The 19,669-nt window shown below is 63.4% G+C and carries 16 protein-coding genes; 12 read left to right on the top strand and 4 right to left on the bottom strand.

The genetic code is table 11. The features are described from left to right. Positions 1-621: 621 nt before the first annotated feature. The gene (asnS, locus tag ML540_RS17180) at positions 622-1,998 is read right to left on the bottom strand and encodes an asparagine--tRNA ligase (RefSeq protein ID WP_243364393.1); all 1,377 of its coding nucleotides are present in this window, start codon (positions 1,996-1,998) and stop codon (positions 622-624) included. Between the two features lie 108 nt (positions 1,999-2,106). Between asnS and ftsY the strand changes: the two genes are divergently transcribed. The 6 genes from ftsY (at position 2,107) to ML540_RS17210 (ending at position 10,906) form a co-directional block, all read left to right on the top strand. Continuing rightward, positions 2,107-3,516: a signal recognition particle-docking protein FtsY gene (ftsY, locus tag ML540_RS17185; protein WP_341482672.1), complete on the top strand. Its 1,410-nt coding sequence runs from the start codon at positions 2,107-2,109 to the stop codon at positions 3,514-3,516. Between the two features lie 74 nt (positions 3,517-3,590). Further along, positions 3,591-4,112, top strand: a complete 522-nt coding sequence (locus tag ML540_RS17190; RefSeq protein WP_243364403.1) for an HD domain-containing protein — start codon at positions 3,591-3,593, stop codon at positions 4,110-4,112. Between the two features lie 191 nt (positions 4,113-4,303). Then, positions 4,304-6,235, top strand: a complete 1,932-nt coding sequence (locus tag ML540_RS17195) for a RecQ family ATP-dependent DNA helicase (RefSeq protein WP_243364407.1) — start codon at positions 4,304-4,306, stop codon at positions 6,233-6,235. Positions 6,236-6,446: 211 nt separating this feature from the next. Next, a complete protein-coding gene (locus tag ML540_RS17990; protein ID WP_243364414.1) occupies positions 6,447-8,816 on the top strand; it encodes a mechanosensitive ion channel family protein in 2,370 nt (789 codons plus the stop codon). Between the two features lie 62 nt (positions 8,817-8,878). Next, positions 8,879-10,540, top strand: coding sequence for an ABC1 kinase family protein (locus ML540_RS17205; protein WP_243364417.1), 1,662 nt, complete (start codon positions 8,879-8,881; stop codon positions 10,538-10,540). Positions 10,541-10,585: 45 nt separating this feature from the next. Next, positions 10,586-10,906, top strand: coding sequence for a phasin family protein (locus ML540_RS17210; protein WP_243364419.1), 321 nt, complete (start codon positions 10,586-10,588; stop codon positions 10,904-10,906). Between the two features lie 124 nt (positions 10,907-11,030). Here ML540_RS17210 and ML540_RS17215 read toward each other — a convergent pair whose 3' ends face one another. The 3 genes from ML540_RS17215 to carB all read right to left on the bottom strand — a co-directional run bounded on the left by ML540_RS17215 (position 11,031) and on the right by carB (position 16,092). Next, positions 11,031-11,366 carry a hypothetical protein gene (locus ML540_RS17215; protein ID WP_243364421.1) on the bottom strand — a complete coding sequence of 112 codons (336 nt, stop codon included), beginning with the start codon at positions 11,364-11,366 and terminating at the stop codon, positions 11,031-11,033. 4 nt (positions 11,367-11,370) lie between these two features. Continuing rightward, positions 11,371-12,783: an amidophosphoribosyltransferase gene (purF, locus tag ML540_RS17220; RefSeq protein WP_243364424.1), complete on the bottom strand. Its 1,413-nt coding sequence runs from the start codon at positions 12,781-12,783 to the stop codon at positions 11,371-11,373. Between the two features lie 78 nt (positions 12,784-12,861). Continuing rightward, positions 12,862-16,092 carry a carbamoyl-phosphate synthase large subunit gene (gene carB, locus ML540_RS17225; RefSeq protein WP_243364433.1) on the bottom strand — a complete coding sequence of 1,077 codons (3,231 nt, stop codon included), beginning with the start codon at positions 16,090-16,092 and terminating at the stop codon, positions 12,862-12,864. Positions 16,093-16,291: 199 nt separating this feature from the next. Between carB and lspA the strand changes: the two genes are divergently transcribed. The 6 genes from lspA to ML540_RS17255 are packed head-to-tail and all read left to right on the top strand — an operon-like array spanning position 16,292 to position 19,638. Continuing rightward, positions 16,292-16,774 (top strand): signal peptidase II, encoded by a 483-nt coding sequence (gene lspA, locus ML540_RS17230; RefSeq protein ID WP_243364462.1) that lies wholly within the window; start codon positions 16,292-16,294, stop codon positions 16,772-16,774. A 56-nt stretch (positions 16,775-16,830) separates the two neighbouring features. Then, a complete protein-coding gene (locus tag ML540_RS17235; protein ID WP_243364464.1) occupies positions 16,831-17,049 on the top strand; it encodes a PLDc N-terminal domain-containing protein in 219 nt (72 codons plus the stop codon). Further along, on the top strand, positions 17,049-17,906 hold the full coding sequence (gene ybgF, locus ML540_RS17240) for a tol-pal system protein YbgF (protein ID WP_243364466.1): 858 nt from the start codon (positions 17,049-17,051) through the stop codon (positions 17,904-17,906). Before ML540_RS17235 ends, ybgF begins: the two co-directional genes overlap by 1 nt. A 12-nt stretch (positions 17,907-17,918) precedes the next feature. Further along, positions 17,919-18,347: an NIL domain-containing protein gene (locus ML540_RS17245; RefSeq protein WP_243364468.1), complete on the top strand. Its 429-nt coding sequence runs from the start codon at positions 17,919-17,921 to the stop codon at positions 18,345-18,347. Between the two features lie 23 nt (positions 18,348-18,370). Next, positions 18,371-18,898, top strand: coding sequence for a PilZ domain-containing protein (locus ML540_RS17250; protein ID WP_243364470.1), 528 nt, complete (start codon positions 18,371-18,373; stop codon positions 18,896-18,898). 5 nt (positions 18,899-18,903) lie between these two features. Further along, positions 18,904-19,638 (top strand): protein phosphatase CheZ, encoded by a 735-nt coding sequence (locus ML540_RS17255; protein ID WP_243364472.1) that lies wholly within the window; start codon positions 18,904-18,906, stop codon positions 19,636-19,638. The last annotated feature ends 31 nt before the right edge of the window (positions 19,639-19,669 follow it).

Raw genomic sequence — 19,669 nt, forward strand, 5'->3', positions numbered from 1 at the left:
GGAGCTATCTACCCCCACCCGGTCGCGGCGTCAACGACTTTTTTATCTGCCGTCAACCTTTTCTCCGCGCCCGCTCCGACCACCCTCTCGGGTTTCCGTCGCAGGCGGAGGGGCTAACTACCCGCCGGCCGCCGTCAGGTCAACTCCTTTTTTTTCAAAGTCGCTCACCTTTTTCCCGCCCCAGATTCGCACCCGGAACGGTCGGCGCCGCCAGGCGCTCTCCCTCTGCACTCAAGATCGATTGTGAAAGATCTCAACTACTTCCGCCGTCCCAAGACGTTGTCCCCGTCAGGCAGAAGGAGGCTTTTATGGGCACGAAGCCAAAACGTCAACGACTTTTTCGAACTTTTCGACAACTTCTTCATAACACCTCGAAAGTGCGAAGAGTAAAAATGCCCGGACGGACGGTGGAAGCGTGAGGAGCAGGATGCCTCCGGCCGCCAAAAGGACCAGTCCCTTTGGAATCCCCTCTCGCTTCGCCGCGTTCGATGCGGACGAGGCCCCAAGTATCTTCGTACGACAGAAAAGACGCCGGTCAACTCCGCAAACGAAAAGAGGCCGGGGACCCCATTCGGGACCACCCGGCCTCCCATCGCGGCACACCCCGCGGCCTGCGCGTCGTTAGAATTCCAAATGCTTGTACGTCCTGGGGAAGGCGATGACGTCACGGATGTTGGTCGCCCCGGTGGCCAGCATCACCAGCCGCTCGAAGCCCAAGCCGAACCCTGCATGAGGGGCCGTTCCGAAACGCCTAGTGTCCAGGTACCACTGGTAGCATTCCATATCCAGCCCCATTTCGGCGATGCGGGCCTCCAGGCGGTCCAGACGTTCCTCACGGGCGCTGCCGCCCACGATCTCGCCGATGCGCGGCACCAGCACGTCCATGGCCCCAACGGTCTTGCCGTCCTCGTTCTGGCGCATGTAGAAGGCTTTGATATCCTTGGGGTAGTCGTACACGATGACCGGCTTCTTGAAGTGTTCCTCGGCCAGGTAGCGCTCGTGCTCGGTCTGGATGTCCTTGCCGAAGGCCGCCTCGTACTCGAACTTCTTGGTGGCCTTGCGCAGGATTTCCACGGCCTCGCCGTACGGGATGCGCTCGAAGGGCTCGCTCACCAGCTTCTCGAGCGTCCCCATGAGGGACGTGTCCACCCACTTGGCGAAGAGTTCCAGATCGCCCGCGCGACGATCCATAACGTCCGAGATGCAGTGCTTGAGCAGGTCCTCGGCCAGGTCCATGTTGTCGGTGAGGGTAGCGAAGGCCATCTCGGGCTCCACCATCCAGAACTCGGCGGCGTGGCGCGCCGTGTCGGACGGCTCGGCCCTGAACGTGGGGCCGAAGGTATACACGTCGCCCAGGGCCAGGGCGAAGGGCTCGGCCGAGAGCTGGCCGGACACCGTCAGAAAGGCTTCCTTGCCGAAGAAGTCGGCCTTGGCCCCCTCGGCGCCGAGCGGCTGGCCCGGGTGCAGGGTGGTCACGCGCAGCATCTCCCCTGCTCCCTCGCAGTCCGAGCCGGTGATGACGGGCGAATGCAGGTAGAAGAAGCCCCGGTCCTGGAAATAGCGGTGGATGGACAGGGCCAGCTCGGAGCGTATGCGGAACATGGCCCCGAACTTGTTGGTGCGCGGACGCAGGTGTGCTATGGCCCGCAGGAACTCGTCGGAGTGGCGCTTCTTCTGGAGGGGGAAGGTCTCCTGGGCGGCCGCGCCGATCATCTCCACGGATGTGGCCTTGATCTCCCAGGCCTGGCCCTTGCCCGGCGAGGCGATGAGCGCGCCGGTCACGGCGACGGAGGCTCCCGTGCCCATGTCCTTGACGGTTTCGTATCCGGGGATGCCCGCGTCCACCACGGCCTGGATGTTGGCCAGGCAGGAGCCGTCGTTGATCTCCAGGAAGGAGAAATCCTTGGCGTCGCGGCGCGTGCGCACCCAGCCCTTGACGACAACCTGCTCCTTGGGGCCGTCGGCCGAGAGCAGGGATGCGATTTTCGTGCGTTTCATGCACAGGCAGATAACGCAGGGGCCGTTCGGGGGGCAAGCCTTGTCTCCAGGGCGACTGTAGGTTAGGAAGCCTCCGGCGGCGTTCTCCATACCATATAAGGAACATCCATGGGATTTTTCTCCAAACTGACTTCCTGGCTGGGCGGCAAGAAACCGGAAGAGACTCCCGAAGCGCAAGCTCCTGAAACTCCGGAGGTTCCGGCCGAAGGCGTCGCCGAGGCTCAGGAGGCCGCACCGGTCGCAGCCCCTGCAGCCGAGACCGCGCCCGAAGCTCCCGCCGGGGCCGAGGCGCCTGCCTGCCCTGCCCCCAATCTCGTCAGCGAAAACTGGCAGAAGGAACTCACCCTCACCCTGCGTGAGGCCGAGCCCAAGCTCTCTGTCTGGCTCGGCATCCTGCTGCAGGGCGTGGACAAGCCCGGCCCCGAGCTGTGGCAGCGTCTGAGTTTCCTTTTCCAGTGCCTGGAGGCCCCAGCCGCCGAAGCCGAGGAGTTCGTCTCCTCCTTCGAGAAGTGGCTGGCCAACATGGGCTACGAGGAGGTCGAGGAGTTCCGCTCCGAGCTGCAATACCGCCTGGCCCTGGCCCTGGACCTGGAGGACGAGGAGGACGAGCGTTCGCGCCTGTTCGTGAAGCTCTCCGAGGGTCTGGCCAAGACCCGCGAGCAGATCGCGGCCCGCATCGACGGCCTGCTCACCTCCCATGCCAAGATGGACGACGACTTCTGGGACGAACTGGAGGAAATCCTCATCATGGCCGACGTGGGCTTCGAGCCCGCCGGGAAGCTCCTCTCCCAGCTCAAGAACCGCGCCCGCAAGGCCGGGGTCAGCGAGCCCGCCGGGTTCAAGGACATCCTGCGCGAGGAGCTGGCCTACATCTTCCGCGCCCCCAAAACCATCAAGGCGGTCAACCCGCCCGAGGTGGTGATGATGGTCGGCGTCAACGGCGTGGGCAAGACCACCACCATCGCCAAGCTGGCGTACCGCGCCCAAATGCAGGGCCGCAAGGTGCTCATCGCCGCGGGCGACACCTTCCGCGCCGCCGCCATCGAGCAGCTCCAGATCTGGGCCAAGCGCGTGGGCGCGGGGTTCTTCTCCAAGGGCGAAGGGGCCGACCCGGCCGCAGTGGCCTTCGAGGCCATGGAGCGCTGCCTGGCCGAGGGCTACGACCTGATGCTGCTGGACACTGCCGGACGACTGCACACCAAGATCAACCTCATGGAAGAGCTCAAGAAGATCGAGCGCGTGCTCGGCAAGAAGCACCCCGGAGCGCCGCACCGCACCATCCTCGTGGTGGACGCCACCACCGGCCAGAACGCCCTGTCCCAGACCAAACTCTTCCATGAGGCCGTGGGCGTGGACGAGATCGTGCTCACCAAGCTCGACGGCACCGCCAAGGGCGGCGTGGTGGTGGGCATCGCCCTGGAGCACGCCATTCCCATCACCTTCGTGGGGCTTGGCGAAAAGATGGAAGACATGCGCCCCTTCTCCGGAGAGGATTTCGCCAAGGCCCTGCTTGTCTAAACTCCGCGAATGGGTATCATGTAGGAAGATTGAGGAAACAGGCAGACGGTTTCACCCATAACACCTGATAATTCATGCATATACCCGACAGAACCACATCCATCGAGATACTCGAAAAGCACCAGGGCGATTCGCCCGAACGCATAGCCCACTCCATGGCCGTGGCCGAACTGGCCATGGCCCTGGGGCGCGAACTGGTCGCCCAAGGCCATTCGCTTGATTTGGGCCTCATCGAGGCCGCCGCCATCCTGCACGACATCCTCAAGGGCCAGCCCGCCCACGACCACGCAGGCGGCGAGATGCTGCGATCCATGGGATACGCGCAGGTGGCCGCAGTGGTGGAGGTGCACACCCGCCTGGGAGGACGCACCCCCGCTCCCGAGGAGCCCATCTCCGAGGCCGAGGTGGTCTACATGGCCGACAAGAGCTACCGCCGCGTGAACCGCGTCACCATCGAGGAGCGTTACGGCATCTGGCGCAACACCTGGAAGGACAACCCGACGCGCCTGGAGAGCCTGACTCGCGGCGAGAACCGGGCCAAGACCGTGCGCGAGAGGATCGAAAAGGCGATGGGGAAGACGTTGGGAGATATTTAAAGCCAAGAAAGAGAGAAGAGTAAGAGCCTCCTTAGGCCTTAGGGACCAGTCCCCTTGGAATACCCTTTAGCTTCGCGTGATGCACCGGAATGACCGGTGCATCACGCGAAGCATCTTGGAGGGCCAGTGAAATCATCCCTCTGCCGGATCCCAGCGGCCCCCGGCCATAATCACTTCATCAGCGAGCCCCCATGCCTGAACCGACCGTTTCACCCGATATCGAAAGCCTGCTGCGCGACGCCTTCGGCTTCGATTCCCTGCGCCAGGGCCAGAACGAGGCCATCAGCCGCCTTCTAAACGGCAAAAGCGTCCTGGCCATCTTCCCCACCGGCGGCGGCAAGAGCCTGTGCTACCAGCTGCCCGCCCTTGCCCTGCCCGGCGTCACCCTGGTCATCTCGCCCCTCATCGCCCTGATGAAGGACCAGATCGACTTCCTCAAGGCGCGGGGCATCGCCGCCGAACGCTATGACTCCAGCCTGGACGCCCAGCAGTCCCGCGAGGTGTTGGGGAGGCTCCGGGATGGGACGCTGAAGCTCCTCTACATCTCGCCCGAGCGCCTGGCCAACGAGCGTTTCCTCCAGACCATCCGGCGCGCTAGAGTGTCGCTTCTGGCAGTGGACGAAGCCCACTGCATCAGCCAATGGGGGCATAACTTCCGGCCGGAGTATCTGAAGATCGCCCGGGCGGCCAAGGAACTGAACATCCCGCGCGTGCTGGCCCTCACCGCCACCGCCGACCGCGAAACGGCCGCCGACATCGCCCGCGCCTTCGACATCAACGAAGAAGACATCGTCCACACCGGGTTCTACCGGCCCAACCTGGAGCTTCGCGCCACTCCGGCCACGCCCGGCTCCAAGAAGGCGCTCTTGCTCGAGCGGCTGCGCTCCCGCCCCAAGGGCTCGGCCATCGTGTACGTCACCCTGCAAAGCACCGCCGAGAAGGTGGCCGCGTATCTCACCGAACACGGCACCCCGGCGCGCGCCTACCACGCGGGCATGGACACCGAAAGCCGCAACGCCGTGCAGGAAGCCTTCATGGCCTCGGACTCCATGGTCATCGCCGCCACCATCGCCTTCGGCATGGGTGTGGACAAGGCCGACATCCGCGCCATCTACCACTACAACCTGCCCAAGGGAGTGGAGAGCTACGCCCAGGAGGTGGGCCGAGCCGGACGCGACGGCAAGCCTTCCATCTGCGAGATGTTCGTCTGCCTGCAGGACACGCTGGTGCTGGAAAACTTCGTGCTGGGCGACACGCCGGACATCGAATCCCTGCGCTCCATCCTGGGTGAACTCTTCGGCGGCGAGGAGCCCCTGCTGCTCTCTCCGCCCGCCCTGGCCAACCGCCACGACATCCGGGAACTGGTGGTGCGCACACTGCTCACCTACCTGGAGCTGGACGGCTACATGCGGGCGCTGGGGCACATCTACACCAGCTACACCCTCACCCCCAACAAGCCCTCCTCCGAGATGCTGGCTCCCTTCGACGAGGCGCGCCGGGCGTTCCTGAAAAAGGTGCTCGCGCGCTGCAAGAAGAAACGCAACGGCAGTTACACTCTGGACGTGGAAGAGGCCGCCCAATCCATCGGCGAGCCACGCGAAAGGATCCTGACCGCCCTGGAATACCTGGAAGGCAAGGGCGACATCGATCTCAAGGCCAGCGGCACGCGCCAGCGTTATCGCGTGGAAAGGCGGCCGGGGAACCTGGAGGGCCTGGCGCGGGAGCTTGAGGTACGCTTCGCCGAACGCGAAGGGCGCGAGCTGGAGCGGGTGCGACAGATGCTGGTGCTGGCCGGGGAGCCGCACTGCCTGACCATGCGGCTACTGGACTACTTCGGAGAGAAAAGTGGGCCGTGCGGGCATTGCGGCCCGTGCTTGGGCGAGGACCCGTGCGTGCCGCCTCCGTTTGCCCCGCGCAAGCCGCGTGACCGGTCGATCACCAAGCTGGACGCCCTACTGGCCGAGAAACTGCCGCAGCTTTCCACGTCCAGGCGGCTGGCCAAATTCCTCTGCGGCCTGTCCTCTCCGGCCACGTCGCGGCTCAAGGACCACGAGGCATTTGGACTCTTCGAGCGCGTCCCCTTCAAGATGGTGCTCGAGATGGCCGAGCGCGTGACATTGTAAATGGCCGTTTGTTCAAAAACAGACCGCATGGCCTTGCTCTTCACCAGGGGGTTGTGAGAGGAAAATACACAGTACACTCAGGCACAGCCATACCCTGGAGAAGAGCACCTTGAGCACCAATATATTCTGGCGGCCATTCCGACACCGGTGCGTCGTGGCGTTTTTGGCCTTGGGCCTGGCAGTCTTGAATCTCGCATCGTCGGCGCCGGCCGTGGACGTCGCCGATCAATCCGCCTGGCGCGACACGGTCAAAAGAATCACCCAGGGTCTCGCCATCCGCTCGGATGAATTGAACGCCACACGCAGGGAGACGGCCGTGCTGCTTCAATCGCTTGAAGCCGACCTGGCCAAAAGCAGCCGCCGCTTCCATCAGGTGCAGCTTCTGCGCAACGTCTCGGGAGATACCCCCTGGGCCGTTCGTTCGATCCTCCTCCAGCTCCAGGACCTTCATGACGACCTGAACCTCAAGGCCCGTCCCCTGGTCCAACTCAAGGAGCAGCTGGTCCGGTCGCGGGGGGACGATCCCTCCTTCCTGGACATCCAGGAAGACATCGCGGCCAAGGATCCCACCTCTTACGAACTTGAGGAACTCAAGCCCACGCTGGAGCGCCTCAAGACCCTCAGGATGGAGGAAGAGGCGGTTCTCAAGGACGCCGACGCGGGCCTTGCAAGCGCGGTGCGACTTCTCGACCGTGTCGCCGCCGCCCAGGAGCGGGAACGAGAACACGTCATCAGGGCGTTGTCCGCGTATTATTTCGAGCAGTACGAATCCTTGCTCACCGCCGCGGGACGGGACACCGCGATGTCGGAGATGCGAACCTGGGCCAACGATTTCCCGCAATTCGCCACCATGCTGATCCGCTGGATACGCTGGGACGAAGCACTCGGGTTCACTTTGACCTGCTTCATTGTCCTGTATTGGATTTTGCCTGGCCTTTGGCGGCGCTCGCGCGGCCAAGGGGAAGGCAGGACGCGCCCGTCACCCCGCAACCCTGGCTGGCTCGTATTCAGTCTTGGATTGGCAGCGGTCATGGCGTTTCGTATCGGGCTTTTCACCCTGAACCAGTTCACCAGCCTGGGAGCCTTGACGCTGTGCACCCTTGGTTTGGTGATTGCCCTGGAATACACACCCGGGAACGATTCCCGGCGCTCCTGGCTTTGCCTGGGATCCCGCCTGTTCGCCTTGTGGACGCTTTTCGCCGCCGGGGCATTGGCCCTGGCCATGAGCGTCCCCCCCACGCCGCTGGGGTTGTATTCAGCCGTTTCGTCCCTCCTTGCGGCATTGTATCTGTACAGATTGAAGACGCACGGCGAAAAGGACGCCCGGAACACCTCGCTCTCCCTGTTGACGGCGCTGCTGATCCTGTTCGCGATGATCGCGCCGTTCGGATTCGGGCCCCAGACACTCATCCTGGGTCAGGCCCTGTTCATGCTCATGCTTACGCTGCGCGCCATGGATGCGGCAAAAAAAAGGCTCTACGAGGCCGACACGACCGAGGATGACAGCCGGAAAGCGCCCGGGGTCTCCGTCATGGCCTACCCCCTGGTCGCGGCCGTCCTGGGTTTTCTGTTCATCCTGTGGGTGTTCATGTTCATCGGCGGTCCGGGATTTTTGCAGCATATGCTTGCCCATAAATGGGCCATCGGCAGCATGTCGCTCAGCATCGAATCCCTGGGCATGATTTTGATCCTCTTTTTCGCCCTGCGGCTGGCCATGGCCTGGATCAAACTGGCCTCGGTCCACACCCGGTTCAAAGGGGAAAGGCTCAATCCCGCGATGGCCCATACGGTCAACGCCACTGTCTCCTATTTCGCCTGGACCCTGTTCATCCTCCTGTCCATCCACCTGCTCGGCGTCCCCCTGTCATCCCTGACCTGGATCGCCAGCGGCCTCTCGGTCGGCGTGGGCTTCGGCCTCAAGGACATCGTCAACAACTTCATCAGCGGCCTGATCATCCTGTTTGGGGGGGCCATCAAAAAAGGGGACGTCATCCAGCAAGGCAAAAATCTGGGCGAGGTCATAGACGTGTCCGTGCGCAACACCACCATCCGCACGCCCGACAACACCATGGTCATCATTCCCAACTCCACGTTTCTGCGCGGGGAGATCATCAACCTGAGCTACCAGGACACCAAGACGCGTCTGACCATACCGGTTACCGTCGTACCCGGCACCAAAGTGAAAAAGGTCATCAAAATTCTGTTGGCGGCCGCCAGGAAGAACGAAAACGTCTTGAAGGACCCGCCCCCGGAGGCGTCCCTGGTCCGCTTCGGCAGGATGGGATTGGAGTTCGAACTCTACGTATGGATCGAAAACTTCCTCAAAAAATTTGAGACGGAAGCAGATTTGGTGACCAAGATAGACCGACAGTTCCAGGACGAAAAAGTGATGCTGTCGTTCCAGGGCGTCAAAATCAAATACAAGCCCAAAGGCAACGAGGAACAGCAATTGGAATCGCAGCGGGAAGCAATACGGGCCAAGCGCAAAAAAGTTCTGAGCCGCGTGCGTCCGCTTCGGAGTGTGTACACGCGCCTGAGATGGAACGTGGCCACGGTCGCGACACACGACACGGAGGATTAGCGCGGCGTCGCGTCCCCTCCCGGCTTGTTCCCGGGTAACTTCTCCGCTATCAACAGGGTAGCATGAACGCATCCGACCTTATCCGTTACACTCCCCTGGCCACGGCCAACCGCCTGCGCATCATCATTCAGGTGCTGGCCAAGCACGGCTTCGACGAACTCCTGGACCGCCTGGGGCTCCGCCGTCTCCCCTTCTGGCGCAAGCCACGCGCCGAGCCTCACGCCCTCCCCATTTGGAAGCGCCTGAAGCTCATCATCGAGGAACTCGGCCCCACGGCCATCAAGATCGGCCAACTGCTCTCCATGCGCCCGGACATGATCCCGGGAGAACTCTGCGACGAACTCAAGACCCTCCAGGAGAACCTGCCCCCCGCGCCCTACCCCGCAATCCGGGCAGCCATTGAGCTGGCTTATTCCCGCCCGCTTGAAGACGTCTTCACCAATTTCGAGCGCGTGCCCGTGGCCACGGCCTCGGTCTCCCAGGTGCACCGCGCGCGCCTAGCCTCCGACGGCAGCCTGGTGGCCGTGAAGGTGCGCCTGCCGGGCGTCTCGGACACGTTGGCCGCGGACCTGGACATCCTGGAATTCATCGCGGAACTTCTGGAGGAGCGCGCTCCCTCGGTGCGGGCCTTCAAGCCCGTGGACGTGGTGCGCGAGCTGCGCAAGAACGTCCGCCGGGAGCTTGATTTCATGAACGAGGCCGTGAACATGCTGGCCTTCAACGAGATGTTCGCGGACAACAAGCGCGTCTTCGCCCCCGCCGTGCACGCCGACCTGGTGCGCCCGGACGTGCTGGTGATGGACTTCATCGAGGGCGAGCGCCTGGACCAGTTCACCGGCTCCGATGCCGAGCGTGCCGAACTGGCGGCCCTCGGCATGGAGGCCGCCGTGCGCCAGATCATGCATGAGGGCTTCTTTCATGGCGATCCGCACCTGGGCAACCTGCGCATCGTGGGCGCAAGCAGGCTCTGCTACCTGGATTTCGGCATGTGCGGCCGCCTGGCCCCGGCCCTGCGTTCGGCGCTTACGGACTGCGTCATCGCCCTGGCCGGGGGCGATCCGGTCAAGCTGACCCGCGTCGCCGAGGAAATGTCCTACTCGGTGCCGCCGGACCTGGACGTCATGAGCCTTGAATCGGACCTCATGTTCATCATCCAGAAGTTTCGCACGCCCTGCGGCGAAGGCCTGCTCGGCCGGCACATGCTGGACGTGACCAACGTCTGCCGCGAGCACGGCCTCACGCCCAGGCCCGACTTCGTCCTGGTGGCCCGGGCCATGCTGGCCACGGAATCGGCCCTCAAGTCCCTGGCTCCCGGCCTGCGCCCAGCGGCGGACCTCTCCGGGCTGGCCCAGGCCTTCTCGATACGCCGCCTGATCCCCGGCCTGTCGGACCGTTCCTTGTGGGCGGAACTGGAGGAAGCAGCCAGGGTCATGGCCGGGTTCCCGCGCCGGATGGATTCGGTGCTGCGCAAGCTCGCGGCCGGGCAGCTCACCGTTGAGCTCAAGCAGCACGACTTCGGCAAGATGCCCGCCACCTTCAGGCTGGTGGGCAACCGCCTCGGTGGGGCGTTGGTGACGGCAGCCCTGGCCGTAAGCTCGGCCGTCGTGTTCAACTCCGGGCTCGGCCCGCACATGTGGGGCATGCCGGTCATCGGCCTGTGCGGCTTCGCCCTGGCCGGGCTTTTGGGCATATTCCTGACCTTCAAGATGTTCCGCGATACGTAAACATCCGGGACGCCCTGAACGGCTGCGTCCCAAGGAGACACTGCCATGAGCGATCTGCTGAAAAAGGGATTCTACACGGGACTGGGCGCGGGCCTTTTGCTCAAGGACGAAATATTGAACGCCCTGAACCCTCCGGTGAAGGTGGACGACCAGCCCGTCGAGGAAATCCGCGAACAGCTGCGTACCGTTCTCGGCAAGCTCGCTGGCAACATGGGCCAGGGCGTGGACGCCCTCAAGGATGCCGGGGAAGCGGAGCTGGCCGGGCTGCTGGAACGCTTCGGCCTGGCCAAGGCCGAGGACGTGGAGGCGCTGAAGGCCCGCATTGCGGACCTTGAGGCCAAGCTCAAGTCCGGGAAGAAGAAATAAATTAAAACAGGCCGGAAGCGCGGCTTTGCGCGCTTCCGGCCCCAATAATTTTCTCATCGATCGACGCGAAGCGATAGGGGATTCCAAAGGGACTGGTCCCTTTGGCCGCCGGAGGCTCCTACTCTTAAATATGCTGCTTCAGCAGGTCGTACGGCGTATCTTCCGGCAGTTTGATGCGGTTGTCGGGCAGGAACGTCGAGGCCAGCGCCCCCAGCCATTCCCGGCTCACTTTCAAGCTCTCGAAGGCCAGCACCGCCCTGCCCTCTTCCTGAAAGAGCCTGTAGCCCACGATCTCCACCTGCACGGGGGCGGCCTCGCCCCTGGGCAACGCCTCCACGGTCATGACCTTGGCCGAGGAGTTCACGGTGAGCTTGAACGAGTGGCAATAGCTGTCCACCAGCGGGGCCAGCTTGCTGGTGATGGCCGACGACACGGCCATGTCCTTGAGTGCTCCGAACATACGGCTACCAGGTCAGGGCGTTGGACTCGTCCATGCAGAGCTTGGTCCCTTCCGCGCAGGGGGGGATGACGTATTCGCCGTTGAAGCAGGCCATGCAGTACTGCGGGTCGCTCATATTGGCGCCCACGGAGTTGAGCAGGCCGTCGATGGACAGGTAGTGCAGGCTGTCCAGGCCGATGTAGCGGGCGATGTCCTCCACGGAGTTGTTGGCCGCGATGAGCTCGCCCTTGGAGGAAAAGTCGATGCCGTAGAAGCAGGGGAACTTGATGGGCGGACAGCTCACGCGCATGTGGATCTCGCGCGCGCCCAGTTCGCGAAGCTTCTTGATGCGCGTGCGGATGGTGGTGCCGCGCACGATGGAGTCTTCCACGATGATGATGCGCTTGTTCTTGATCATGGAGCGCACGGGGTTCAATTTCACCCGGACGGAAAAGTCGCGCATGTTCTGCGAGGGCTGGATGAAGGTGCGGCCCACGTAGTGGTTGCGGATCATGGCCACCTCGAAGGGCAGGCCGGACTGCTGGGCGTAGCCCACGGCCGCGTACACGCCGGAATCGGGAAAGGGCATGACGAAGTCTGCGTCCACCGGCGCTTCCAAGGCCAGGGTCTGGCCCATCTGCTTGCGGCGGGAATAGACCACCTCGCCGAACACCAGGGAGTCCGGACGGGCGAAGTAGACCAGCTCGAAGATGCAGCGCCTGACGGGCTGGGACTCGCTGATGCGGTAGGACTTGAGGCACTTGTCCTTGATGACCAGCATCTCGCCGGGCTCGATGGGGCGCAGGTATTCGGCCTCGATGAGGTCGAAGGCGCAGGACTCGGAGGAGATGACGTAGTTGTCGTCCAGGCGTCCCAGGGCCAGGGGGCGAATGCCGTTGGGGTCGCGCACGGCGATCATCTTGTCGTTGGCCTGGATGAGGAGCGAATAGGAGCCCTTCACCTTCTGGCAGGCCTTGATGACCGCGTCCTCGATGGTGCCGCCGTTCAAGTTCTTGGCGATGAGGTGGACGAAGACCTCGGAGTCGATGGTAGTCTGGAAGATGGAGCCGGAAGCTTCAAGTTCCGCGCGCAGCTCGTAGGTGTTCACCAGGTTGCCGTTGTGGGCGATGGCCAGGTGCCAGTCGCCGAAGCGCACCAGGAACGGCTGGGCGTTGCGCAAAAGCGAGGCGCCGGTGGTGGAGTAGCGGATATGGCCCACGGCGATGGTGCCCTTGAGCTCCTTGCCGAGGTGGCGTTCGCTGAACACGTCCGCCACTAGGCCCATGCCCTTCTGCTCGCGGATCTTATCACCGTCCCAGGTGACGATGCCTGCCGACTCCTGGCCCCGGTGCTGCAGGGCGTAGAGGCCGAAGTAGGTCATGCGCGCGGCCTCGGGATGGCCGTAGATGCCGAACAATCCGCAATACTCTTTTTTCATAATACGTACTCGCCGCCTTCCTTCAAGAAGGCTTTCAGATAAGGCGTACGCGGGCCCTGTCAACGGGCCCGCGCGGGGTTAGGCGTAGTATTCCTGCAGGCTCTTGACGTCGAGCCCGGAGCCCTTGAGTTCCTTGATGGCCAGGGCCATGGCCTTGGCCCCCGCCACCGTGGTGGTGTAGGGCACGCCGTAGAGGAGCGTGGTCTGCCTGAGCTGCGAGGAATCCTTCACGGTCATCTTGCCGGAGACGGTGTTGATCATCAGCTGGATGTCGCCGTTGATGACCATGTCCGCCGCGTTGGGCCGTCCTTCGTAGACCTTGAGCACCTTCTCGGCCTTGACGCCGTTGTCGACCAGGTGCTTGCAGGTGCCGCCGGTGGCCACGATCCTGAAGCCGAGCTCTTCGAACATCCGGGCGGCGGGCAGGATGCCCTCCTTGTCACGGTCGTTGACGGAGATGAACACGGTCCCGGACATGGGCAGCCGCTGCCCCGCGGCCAACTGGCTCTTCATGAAGGCCAGCCCGAAGTTCACGTCCACGCCCATGACTTCGCCGGTGGAGCGCATCTCGGGTCCGAGCAGCACGTCCACGCCGGGGAAGCGGTTGAAGGGGAAGACGGATTCCTTAACGGACATGTAGCCGCCCTTGCGCTGTCCCCAGGGGTCCAGGTCCCTAAGCTTCTCGCCCATCATGACCTTGGTGGCCAGCTTGGCCAGGGGCACACCCGTGGACTTGGACACGAAGGGCGAGGTGCGCGAAGCCCGGGGGTTGACCTCCAGGATGAACACCACGCCGTCCTTGAGGGCGAACTGGATGTTCATGAGGCCCACCACGCCCAGCTCCAGGGCCAGGGCGACGGTCTGGCGCTCGATCTCGGACACGATGTCGGCGGAAAGGGTGTGCGGGGGCAGCACGCAGGCCGAGTCGCCCGAATGGATGCCGGCCTCCTCGATGTGCTCCATGATTCCCGCCACGTAGGTGTCGGTTCCGTCGCAGATGGCGTCCACGTCCACCTCGATGGCGTTCTCCAAAAACTTGTCGATGAGGATGGGATGCTCGGGGGAAACCGCCACGGTCCGCTTGAAGTAGCTGGCCAGGCCCTCCTCGTCGTAGACCACTTCCATGGCCCGCCCGCCCAGCACGTAGGAGGGGCGCACCACCACGGGGTAGGTGATCTCCTGGGCGATCTTGCGCGCATCGTCGAAGGACTTGGCCGTGCCGTTGGGGGGCTGCTTGAGGTCGAGCTTCTTGAGCAGCGCCTGGAAGCGCTCGCGGTCTTCGGCGCGGTCGATGGCGTCGGGCGAGGTGCCCATGATGGGCACGCCCGCACGCATGAGCGGCACGGCCAGATTCAGCGGAGTCTGGCCGCCGAACTGCACGATGACGCCCTCGGGCTTCTCGTGCTCGATGATGTTCAGCACGTCCTCGAACGTCAGCGGTTCGAAATACAGCTTGTCGGACGTGTCATAGTCGGTGGATACGGTTTCAGGGTTGGAGTTGACCATGATGGACTCGATGCCCATCTCGCGCAGCGCGTAGGAAGCGTGCACGCAGCAGTAGTCGAACTCGATGCCCTGTCCGATGCGGTTGGGACCGCCGCCCAGGATGACCACCTTGCGGTTGGCCGAAGGCGCGGTTTCCGAGCCGGTCTCATAGGTGGAGTAGAAATAGGGGGTGTAGGCCTCGAACTCGGCGGCGCAGGTGTCCACCAGATAGTAGGTGGGCTTCACCTCGAGCTTCTTGCGGATGTCACGGATGTCGAGCTCGGACTTCTTCCAGAGCGAGGCCAGCTGGCGGTCGGAGAAACCGTACTGCTTGGCCTTAAGCATGACCTGGGCCAGCTTGGGGTTGGCCGCGCTGATGGAATCCTCAAGGGCGAAGGCGTGCAGCTCGCCTTCCATGTCCACGATTTCTTTGATCTGGCGCAGGAACCACGGGTCGATCTTGCAGGCGTCGAAGATTTCTTCCAGGGACATGCCGCACAGGATGGCCGAGCGCACGTCGAAGAGCCTGCGGGAGTTGGGCTTTCTGAGCGAGGCCAGGATGGCTTCCTTGTCCCAGGAGCACTTGTCGTACTCCTTGGAGAGGCCGGGCATGCCGATCTCGAGCGAGCGCAGGCCCTTCTGCAGGGCTTCCTTGAAGGTACGCCCGATGCTCATGGCCTCGCCCACGCTCTTCATGGCCGTGGTGAGGTAGTCCTCGGCGCCGGGGAACTTCTCGAAGGTGAAGCGCGGGATCTTGACCACCGTGTAGTCGATGGTGGGCTCGAAGGAGGCCATGGTCTCGCGGGTGATGTCGTTGGGAATCTCGTCCAGGGTGTAGCCCACGGCCAGCTTGGCCGCGATTTTCGCGATGGGAAAGCCCGTGGCCTTGGAGGCCAGGGCCGAGGAGCGCGACACCCGGGGGTTCATTTCGATAATGATAAGCTCGCCGTCCTCGGGGTTCACCGCGAACTGCACGTTGGACCCGCCGGTCTCCACGCCGATCTCGCGCATGATGGCCAGGGCGGCGTCGCGCATGATCTGGTATTCGTCGTCGGTGAGGGTCTGGGCCGGGGCGACGGTTATGGAGTCGCCGGTGTGCACGCCCATGGGGTCGATGTTCTCGATGGAGCAGATGATGACGCAGTTGTCGTTCTTATCGCGCATCACCTCCAGCTCGAACTCCTTCCAGCCCAGCACCGAACGCTCGAGCATCACTTCAGACTTCATGGAGAGGGCCAGGCCGCGCGCGGCGATCTTCTCCAGGTCTTCCATGTTGTAGGCCACGCCGCCGCCGGAGCCGCCCATGGTGAAGGCCGGACGGATGATGATGGGGAAGGGAATCTTCTTGCCCCAGTGGCGCACGTCCTCGATGGTGCGGCAGATGCCGGACTCGGGCACGTTGAGCCCGATCTTCTTCATGGCCGCCTTGAATTCCTCGCGGCTCTCGGCCTTCTTGATCACGGCCAGGTTCGCGCCGATGAGCTCCACGCCGAACTTGTCCAGCACGCCGGATTCGGCCAGGGCCACGGCCGTGTTCAGGCCGGTCTGGCCGCCCAGTGTGGGCAGCAGGGCGTCCGGGCGCTCGCGCTCGATGATCTTGGCCACGATGTCCGGGTCGATGGGCTCGACATAGGTGCGGTCGGCCAGCCCCGGATCGGTCATGATGGTCGCAGGGTTGGAATTGACGAGCACCACTTCGTAGCCCTCTTCCTTGAGGGCCTTGGCGGCCTGGGAACCGGAATAGTCGAACTCGCAGGCCTGACCGATGACGATGGGGCCGGAGCCGATAATGAGAATCTTCTTGAGGTCCGTGCGTTTGGGCATGACTGGGCGGGGTTAGGGTTGCGGAACGTCTCTTAATGCCGGAAAGATGCGCGAAATGTCAAAACGGGACTTTGCCCCGGGCGAGGGTTTACGCAACTTATCCCCCGCCTGCAAGACACTTTCGCCCCCCGGAACGATTGACTTCCCGGCCAGCTCGCTTAAAGGAGTGCCAGCCGGACAAACCCGGAGGAAAAAGCCCGTGAAGCCCCAGTACATCCTGGCCGGAAGCATTGCAGCAGGCGTGACCCTGCTGGACCAGATCACCAAACTCCAGGTGCAGAAGCACCTGGTGCTCTACACATCCCGGGAGATCATCCCCGGCTTCTTCAACCTGGTCCACACCCTGAACAAGGGGGCGGCGTTCGGGTTCCTGAACCGGCCCGACACCTCCTGGCAGACCTACTTCTTCATCGCGGCCACGGCCCTGGCCGTGGTGATCGTCTTGAACCTGCTCTCCAAGGCCGAGCCCGGGGCCAAGCTTTTCATCATCGCTCTGGGCCTCATCCTCGGTGGGGCTCTCGGCAACCTGATCGACCGGATGCGCACCGGGCAGGTGGTGGACTTCCTGGAGTTCTACCTGGGCTCCTTCGTGTGGCCGGCCTTCAACGTGGCCGACATCGCCATCACGCTGGGGTCCCTGGCCATGATTTTATCCTTCTACGGACGCAAACGGCCGAAATAAGCGAAACCTTCGGCGGCCTTGCCAAACGGCCCGCGCGGAGATAGCAAGGACGGACTATGTCTCTCATGACCACCATCGGGGGCTATCCCCTCTGGTTTTTCCTGGTGCTGGCCCTGCCGGTTTTTTTCAACTTCTGGGCCATCGCCCACGCGTTTTATCGCAACTTTCCCACGGTCCAAGAAAAGATGGTCTGGCTGTGCCTGGCGGTCTTCGTGCCGGTGCTGGGCGGGCTCATCTACCTGATCGTGGGCCGTAAAAGAGGTAGTAAACCGTAATGAAGACTCGTCTCGCCATATTCGCAGCACTGTTTCTTCTCTCCGGCTGCGCCGGTTCCGAAACGTCCAGCGCGCCGGTGAAGGGCAAGCCCATCGATCCCCAGGCCCAGGCCCAGGCCAACCTCGCCGCCGAGGTGGACGGGCTCAAGTCCCGGGTGCAGGCCCTCGCCGTCGAGGTTGAAGACCTGAACACGCAGGTGCGCAGCCTGACCGAGGGCGGCGACGCCTCGGGCGGAGCCACCCTGCCGGAGCTTAACAAGCGCCTCCAGAAGCTCGAAGGCAACCTGCGCCAGATGGGCTCGCAACTGGGCGTCGAAGTGGACGGCCAGCAGCCCGCGGGCGGACAGCAGCCCGGCCCCGGCTCGGGCATCGACCCCCAGGCCCAGCAGGCCTCGCTGCCCCCGGGTTCGCCAGTCGGCTCCGGCCCGCAGGCTCCGGCCGCGCCTGCTCCCCAGGCCCCCGGCCGCACCGACGTGCCCGCCGCCAACAACGCCGACCCGGCCGAAGCCATCTACACCAAGGGCATGCAGGCATTCCAGGCCAAGGACTACGACAAGGCCGCCTCCATGTGGCGCGACGTGGCCAAGAACTATCCCAAGCACAACCTGGCCTCCAACGCCTACTTCTGGATGGGCGAAGCCTACTTCCAGAAGGGCGACATGGCCCAGGCCGTGCTCAACTACAACGAGGTCGTGGAAAAGTTCCCCAAGAGCACCAAGGCTCCCTCATCCATGCTCAAGATGGGCATGGCCTTCCAGAAGCTGAACAAGAAGGACGCCGCCCGGCTCATGTTCCAGGACCTGATCAAGAAATTCCCCGATTCCGCCGAGGCGCGCCGCGCCAAGGCCCTTCTGTAAGGATTCGACGCCATGAGCGAGATACGCAAGATCGTCCACCTGAGCTTCTCCCCGGAGACATCCGGCAAGCCGGTGGTGTGCAACATCATCAAGCTGTTCGACCTGTGCTTCAACATCCTCAAGGCCCAGATCAATCCCCGCGAGGTGGGCGAGATGATCCTTGAGATCCACGGCCTGGAGCCCGCCGTGCGCGACGGCCTGGAGTACCTCAAGGAGCACGGGGTCAAGGTCACGCCCGTGGCCCAGAAGGTCCGCAAGGACGAAGAGCTGTGCATGCACTGCGGCGTGTGCACCGCCCTGTGCCGCCCCCGCGCCCTGGAGATCGACCGCAAGACCTGGAAGGTCTGTTTCGACTCCGAGAAGTGCGTGGCCTGCGGGCTGTGCGTGAAGGTCTGCCCGGTCAAGGCCATGGAAACGCAGTTGGAGAACGGGGCCCTCTAACCCCCGCCTCAGGAGGCTCGCTTATGGGAGAGGAGCAACGCACCTTCCTGCGCATCCCCACCAAGCTGCATGGCCGGATGCGCTTCGTGGCGTCGGAGAGCGAACTCCAGCTCTTCCGCGAAGCCCCCATCACCAGCTCCACGGTCACCGTCATGGAGCTCAAAAACGCGGGCATCAACGAAGCCTTGGTCCACGCCCTGCAGGACATAGACCGCAAGCTGGACATGCTCATCGGCATCCACACCCAGGACAGCATCCAGGACGACTTCCCCTACCCCATGGAAGTGGTGGAGATCTCCGGAGCCGGGGTGAAGGTCTCCAGCGCATCGCCCCTGGCCGTTGACCAGCTGGTGGAGATGGTCTTCACCCTGACCCAGCTGCCCGTGCGCATGGCCGGAGCCATCGGCCGGGTGATCCGCGAAGAGGTCCAGGACGGACGCCAGATCTGGGCCATCGATTTCACGAAGATTCGCGACCGCGATCTGGAAACCATCGTGCAGTTCGTTTTCCAAACGCAGCGGGACGAGCTTCGCGTCAAGAAGTGGGAGTAGCGCGCATGACCGGACCCGACACCATGATCGACGGCCTGATGGACAAGTACATGGATGACATGGTGGACAGCCTCAAGTCCGCCATCACCCAGGCCGTGGAAAAGGAACTTTCGCGCTCGCTCACCCGGTCGCTTCTGCAGAGCGAATTCTACAAGCGCATAAGCGACGACATGCGCAACGGCCTGCAGTCCATCTACAAGGAGCTCTCCAACGCCCGCCAGGAGGAGTCCGGAACCGGCATCGTCAAGGAGAAGAAACGCGCCGACCAGCTCTTCAGCGAGGCCGCCGACCAGCTGGACAAGATCCTCTCCACCACCGAGCAGGCCACCGGCGAGATCATGGACATCGTGGAAAAGCACATGGATATGCAGTCCAAGTCCAACCAGATCCTGCACAGCCTGAAGTCCGGCGGCGTCACCAAGGAGCAGTTGGGCGACCTGCGCGAGATGAGCGATTCGCTCAACGCCGACCTCATGACCATCATGACCACCCTCTCCTTCCAGGACCTCACCGGCCAGCGCATCAAGCGCATCATCGGGGCCATCAAGAACGTGGAGGCCATCGTGCTGGACCTCTACCTCTCCACGGGGCTCAAGGTGAAGGCCCACGAGGAGGCTCCGGACATGGACCTGGACCAGATCGAAGCCGAGGCGGACAAGAAGGTCAACGAGCTGAAAGGCCCCCAGGTGGGGACCAGCCAGGCCAGCGTGGACGATTTGCTGGCGTCGCTTGGCATGTAGGAGGATCAGGTGCTGCCGCCGGGCTATCGGC

It is taken from the genome of Fundidesulfovibrio terrae (assembly GCF_022808915.1).
Lineage (GTDB): Bacteria > Desulfobacterota > Desulfovibrionia > Desulfovibrionales > Desulfovibrionaceae > Fundidesulfovibrio > Fundidesulfovibrio terrae.